Source organism: Roseovarius halophilus (ex Wu et al. 2025) (genome assembly GCF_047086965.1).
This window is the reverse complement of the sequence record NZ_JBKOTX010000288.1, coordinates 1-5,039: the sequence shown is the minus strand read 5'-3', so window position 1 is coordinate 5,039 and position 5,039 is coordinate 1. Positions and strand designations below refer to the sequence as shown.

7 protein-coding genes are annotated in these 5,039 nt (G+C 58.6%); 5 read left to right on the top strand and 2 right to left on the bottom strand.

The genetic code is table 11. The features are described 5' to 3' along the window. Positions 1 to 53: 53 nt before the first annotated feature. Positions 54 to 524, bottom strand: a complete 471-nt coding sequence (locus tag ACH107_RS29705) for a hypothetical protein (RefSeq protein WP_412509313.1) — start codon at positions 522 to 524, stop codon at positions 54 to 56. Positions 525 to 638: 114 nt separating this feature from the next. Between ACH107_RS29705 and ACH107_RS29700 the strand changes: the two genes are divergently transcribed. Together ACH107_RS29700 and ACH107_RS29695 are read left to right on the top strand one after the other, a co-directional pair. Further along, a complete protein-coding gene (locus ACH107_RS29700) occupies positions 639 to 1,259 on the top strand; it encodes a GIY-YIG nuclease family protein (protein WP_412509312.1) in 621 nt (206 codons plus the stop codon). Between the two features lie 70 nt (positions 1,260 to 1,329). Beyond that, on the top strand, positions 1,330 to 1,752 hold the full coding sequence (locus ACH107_RS29695) for a hypothetical protein (RefSeq protein WP_412509311.1): 423 nt from the start codon (positions 1,330 to 1,332) through the stop codon (positions 1,750 to 1,752). 184 nt (positions 1,753 to 1,936) lie between these two features. On the opposite strand, the gene ACH107_RS29690 is transcribed toward ACH107_RS29695, so the two are convergent. Beyond that, positions 1,937 to 2,776 (bottom strand): LysR family transcriptional regulator, encoded by an 840-nt coding sequence (locus ACH107_RS29690; protein ID WP_412509310.1) that lies wholly within the window; start codon positions 2,774 to 2,776, stop codon positions 1,937 to 1,939. Positions 2,777 to 2,972: 196 nt separating this feature from the next. Here ACH107_RS29690 and ACH107_RS29685 point away from each other — a divergent pair, with 196 nt between their 5' ends. The 3 genes from ACH107_RS29685 to ACH107_RS29675 form a co-directional block, all read left to right on the top strand. Continuing rightward, positions 2,973 to 3,845 carry an ABC transporter permease gene (locus tag ACH107_RS29685; protein ID WP_310691162.1) on the top strand — a complete coding sequence of 291 codons (873 nt, stop codon included), beginning with the start codon at positions 2,973 to 2,975 and terminating at the stop codon, positions 3,843 to 3,845. Next, positions 3,842 to 4,645, top strand: coding sequence for an ABC transporter permease (locus ACH107_RS29680; protein WP_412509309.1), 804 nt, complete (start codon positions 3,842 to 3,844; stop codon positions 4,643 to 4,645). Before ACH107_RS29685 ends, ACH107_RS29680 begins: the two co-directional genes overlap by 4 nt. Before the next feature lie 2 nt (positions 4,646 to 4,647). Then, a partial coding sequence (locus ACH107_RS29675) for an ABC transporter ATP-binding protein (RefSeq protein WP_412509314.1) occupies positions 4,648 to 5,039 on the top strand: 392 nt, incomplete at its 3' end.

The following is a 5,039-nucleotide window of genomic DNA, read 5'->3' as shown; positions in this document are numbered from 1 at the left end:
TTGAGGTCTACGCGCCGGACGCGCCTACCGGACGCACAAAATGTAGGGCCCGCTCAAGCCTCGATGACCCAGGCAACCCACACAAATCGAGAAGGGACCCAAAATGTTTCGCTGCCTAAGTATGCCCATTCGTGTGTGCAATAAGTGCCTGTTGCTGTTGTGTTGCGTGCCTGTTCAAAACGCGATGTATTACCGCAGGTTTCGTTAAACCGTGTCCAAGTGCTGCGTAGAACTTGGAGGAACGTATAAACGTCGCCTTGTGCTTGTATTACTAGATGGAAGTGCGTGTTGTGTCTGCTTATACCTCGTTGCTTGAACACAAAGCGAGGGCAGCGCAGCTGTTCACGTTCAACACGCTTACCCCAATATGTTCTATCAACACGCTGTAGGAATAGCTGCACAACTCGCTCGGCCTGACGTTCGTCTATGTCGTAACCGTTCTTAAATTTCAGCGTGCAGAACGTGTTATAGCCTTGTGCTACCACCCAATCACGCATTGCCTGCTGTTCAAATCGTCTGTTCATAACTGCGTTCCTTACGCAGTTATTTATCCTTTGAGTGCAAAGGCAGAGAAAAATTGAACTAGGACCACAGCTTGGATAGTGTGCTGATACAAGAGCAGTGCAAGAGGCGGAACAATGGCAGTAGTATACGTTTTGGTTAATCCTGCGTTTGATAACTACGTGAAGGTTGGACGAACAACTAACTTGGGGCAACGGCTTAGGTCTTTGGACAATACAAGTGTTCCGTTGCCGTTTCGCTGTGCGTTTGCGGTTGAGGTTGACGATGACGCAAGTGTTGAGCGGCTAGTGCACAATGCATTTGCAGATCATCGAATGCGTGCAGGTAGGGAGTTTTTTGAAATTGATCCACAGCGTGTAATTTCTGCGCTTAAGCTGACTGGTGGACGTGATGTTACACCACATAAAGATATTGCTGTCGATGAAGAAGGACTTGTTGCGCTGGAGCGTGCAGAAGGACGGCGACGTATTATTGGACTATTTGACGTTGGGTTGAAACGTGGTGATGTGCTTACGTTTGCTAACGACGAAACAATTACGGCGTGTGTCCACAGTAACAAGAAAATTGAGTTTGAAGGTATTTTGGAAAGCGTAAGTGGTGCGGCGCTTAAGGTTTTACAAAGAGCTGGCTATGAATGGCGCACTGTAAACGGATGGCAGTATTGGCAATACGATGGTGAAACGCTTAGTGAGCGCAGGAAACGATTAGAAGAAATACAATATACTGATGACGAGTAAAATTCCGGTCGTTCTTGCTATGTTCTGACCATAGTATTGCAGCAGCTGATATGGAAAAGGAGCTGTTGAGATGAGCTATATTGCGAAGCTGAACCTGAAAACTGTTCATCGTAATACACAAAAAGATCCTGTTGTTGCGCGACGTGAAAAGCTTGTTGCAGCTATTGAAGAACAGGGCAGGGTGCTTGCTGCTGCGCTTGCTGGCAATGAATACACTGTGAAGACAAAGCGCTGGCAGACGAACGATGCGGGCGAACGAACACGGGTTGAGCATGACAAGCGTGTTAGGGCTTGGTTTTTTGAACAGGACGGCGGGTGGTATGTGCAGTGCAGATACGGCAGTCGTATTCTGAATATTAACGGCAAGAGCAACGCTGTGTTTGTGGACACGCTGCAGGAAGTGGGCACAGTGCTTGAGGCGTTGAAAAAAGCTGCAGAAACAGGTGAGCTGGACAAGGCAGTTGCATTGGCGACAAAAGCACGGTCCAGTTAGCTAACGGCTTTCAGCACAGTACGCACCTAGCGTTTAACAAAACATTTACGTTTTATATATGCGCTGTGTAACCTGTTGATAAAAAACAGGAAACGAAGAAGCTTAATTAGCCAAGCGCTGATCGGACCGATCTCGTTTTGCAGGGGCCGCCCATCGAGGTGGCCCCTTTGCGTTCGGTCCGGTGTCAGGCCGTGGTCTCGCCGAAGCACTCCGTGACCAGCGCGTCGGCCAGCCGCACGATCGGGTCCAGCTTGCGACTTCGGTGAAAGCTGATCCAGACCTCCAGCAATTCTGCAGGCCCGTCCGGGCTGAGCCGTTTCAATTCGGGTCGGTGGTCGGCGAAACATTCGGGGAAGGTTGCCACGAGGTCCGACCCGGCCAGCATGCGCTGGGAGATGGTCAATCCCTCCAGGCGCAACCGGGTGGGCAGGTCGGCCTCGCCCCTCTGGAAGGCCTCCACCTGGCGCGCGGCATCATCGTAGTCGATGGTCAGCCAGCCCGACGGGGGACGATCGAGTTGGGCGCAGACATAGGGACGCAGGCGCAGTGTGCCCAGCTTGCGGCAGGTCAGCAGTCCCTGCGTGGGCCGGGTATAGGTCACGGCCACGTCCGCCTCGGCATAGGCGATGGACCGGTCGCGGAAGGTAAGATCGAGGACCAGGTCGGGGTGCTGCCGCAGAAAGGCCTGTCCGCAGGCGCTGAGCGCGCTTTGCAGGATGGTCAGCGTAACGGCGGCGCGCACCAGCGCGCCGGGCGGCGGGGCGATATCCTGCTGCACGGCGAAGGCGTCGAGGTTCTGCTCCACGGTCTCGGCCAGGGCAATCAGGCGGCGCCCGGCCTCGGTCGGCTCCCACATGCTGGCATGCTTGATGAACAGCGCCTGGCCCAGCTCCTCGGTCAGTTTCTCGATGCGGCGCGACACCGTCGCCACGTTTGCCGACAGGCTGTTGCCGGCCTTCGTCATGGTCTTGTGGCGGTTCAGCGCGAGGCAGAAATGCAAATCGTCCCAGTTGTGCAGAGCCACTACGTCGTCTTTCCTGTCATCGCGGTACCCTGTCCGCACCGCTGGCAAACAGGACCCGTCGCAGGATTTTAAGGAAAACCGCGCCTTGACTGACTATAAAGATAGGCCGAATCGCGCGAGACTTGAAGGTAATTGATCTTTTTCGCGTTTCTCGGTCCCTTGGGGCTTGGCGCGTTTGAGGGGAATCGGGGCACCCATGGCCAAGGTGGGACTGACAGCACGCGGCAAGCGGGGGCTGATCCTTGTCAGCCCGCCGTTCCTCTATGCCCTGCTGCTGCTGGCGGTGCCGTTGGCAACGATCGTGCTGTTCAGCTTCTGGACCCAGGATTACCTGGACATCAGCACCAGTTTCACGCTGGCCAATTACGCCGAGGCCTTCGGTGATCCGCTCTACATGCAATTGCTGCGCCGCTCGCTGCTGATCGCCGGGGCGGTGACCGTCGCGACCGTGGTGCTGGCCTTTCCCATCGCCTATTTCGTCAGCTTCCACGTGGCGCCGGAACGCAAGTCGCTCTGGCTGTTCCTGATCACCATACCCTTCTGGACCAGCTATCTGATCCGCGTCTTCCTGTGGAAGGTGATCCTGGGCTATAACGGCGTGCTTAATTCCGGGTTGCAGGGCCTCGGGCTGATCGACGCGCCTCTGTCGGTCATCCTCTACAACGCCAACGCGGTGGTCATCACCCTGGCCCATGCCTTTGCGCCCTTCGCGATCCTGCCGATTTTCGTGGCGCTCGAAAAGATCGACCGGTCGCTGCTCGAGGCCTCGATGGACCTGGGCGAGACCCGCACGACGACCTTCCTGCGGGTGACGCTGCCCTTGGCCATGCCCGGCGTGGTCGCCGCGGTGCTGATCGTCTTCATCCCAACCATCGGCGACTATGTCACGCCGCGGCTGGTGGGCGGGCCCGACGGGCTGATGATTGCCAACATGATCCAGACGCAGTTCCTCAGGCTCAACAACGCGCCCATGGGGGCGACGCTCGCGGTGCTGGCCATGCTTTCGGTCACGGCTGTCTCGCTGATCTTCATCTGGCTCAACCGGCGCTGGCTGCGGGGGCCGAAATGAAGGGTCTGCGTGTCTATGCCATCGCCTATCTGGTGTTTCTCTATGCGCCCATCGCGCTGCTGCCGCTCTTTGCCTTCAACGACGCGGATATCATCGCCTTCCCGCTGTCGGGGGCCACGACCCGCTGGTTCGCAGAACTCACGCAAAGCGCGAGCCTGCTCGACGCGGCGCGCAATTCGCTGATCATCGCGGCCACGACGGCGGTGCTGTCGACCGTGCTGGGCGTCTGCGCCGCCCGCGCGGCCAGCATGGCCGACTGGCCGCTGAAACGCCCCATGTTGGGGCTGATCATGCTGCCGCTGGTCCTGCCCGAGATCATCGTGGCGGTCTCGCTGCTGGTGCTGGCGGTGCAGATCTTCGGGCTGGGCCTGTCCAACACCACCATCATCGCGGCGCATACCCTGATCTGCATGCCCTTTTCCATCGCCGTGCTCAACGGTGCCTTCCAGAACCTGGACCCGGCCCTGGAAGAGGCCGCGCTCGATCTGGGCGAGACGCGGCTGAGCGCCTTTCGCCTGGTGATCCTGCCGCTGGTGATGCCGGGGATCATCTCGTCGCTGCTGATCTCCTTCACGATATCGCTGGACGAATTCATCATCGCCTTCTTCTTGTCGGGGGCCAATCCGACCATGCCGGTCTATATCTGGGGCCTTTTGCGCTTTCCGGGCCAGTTGCCGGTGGTCATGGCGCTGGGGACGATCCTGGTGGCGCTGTCCATCGTTCTGCTGAGCCTGGCCGAGATCATGCGGCGGCGCGGCCTCAGGCGGGCCGGGCTCAAGGACAGGGGGGGCTTTCTGTGACGCTGATCAGCCTGACGGGCGTGAACAAGCATTTCGCCGACTATCACGCCCTGCGCGACATCGACCTGGACATCCGCCAGGGCGAGTTCTTCTCGTTGCTGGGGCCCTCGGGCTGCGGCAAGACCACGCTGTTGCGGGTCATTGCCGGTTTCGAGGACCCCGACACCGGCAGCCTGCGGATCGATGGCCGCGGCATGGCCGGCGTCGGCCCGAACCTGCGGCCCACCAACATGGTGTTCCAGTCCTATGCCATCTTCCCGCATCTGACCGTGGCCGAGAACGTGGGGTTCGGGCTGCGCCGGTCCGAGATGAGCCGCGCCGACAAGGCCCGCGCCGTGGAGGCGGCGCTCGAGATGGTGGGCCTGAGCGGCTACGGCGCGCGGGCGGCGACGGC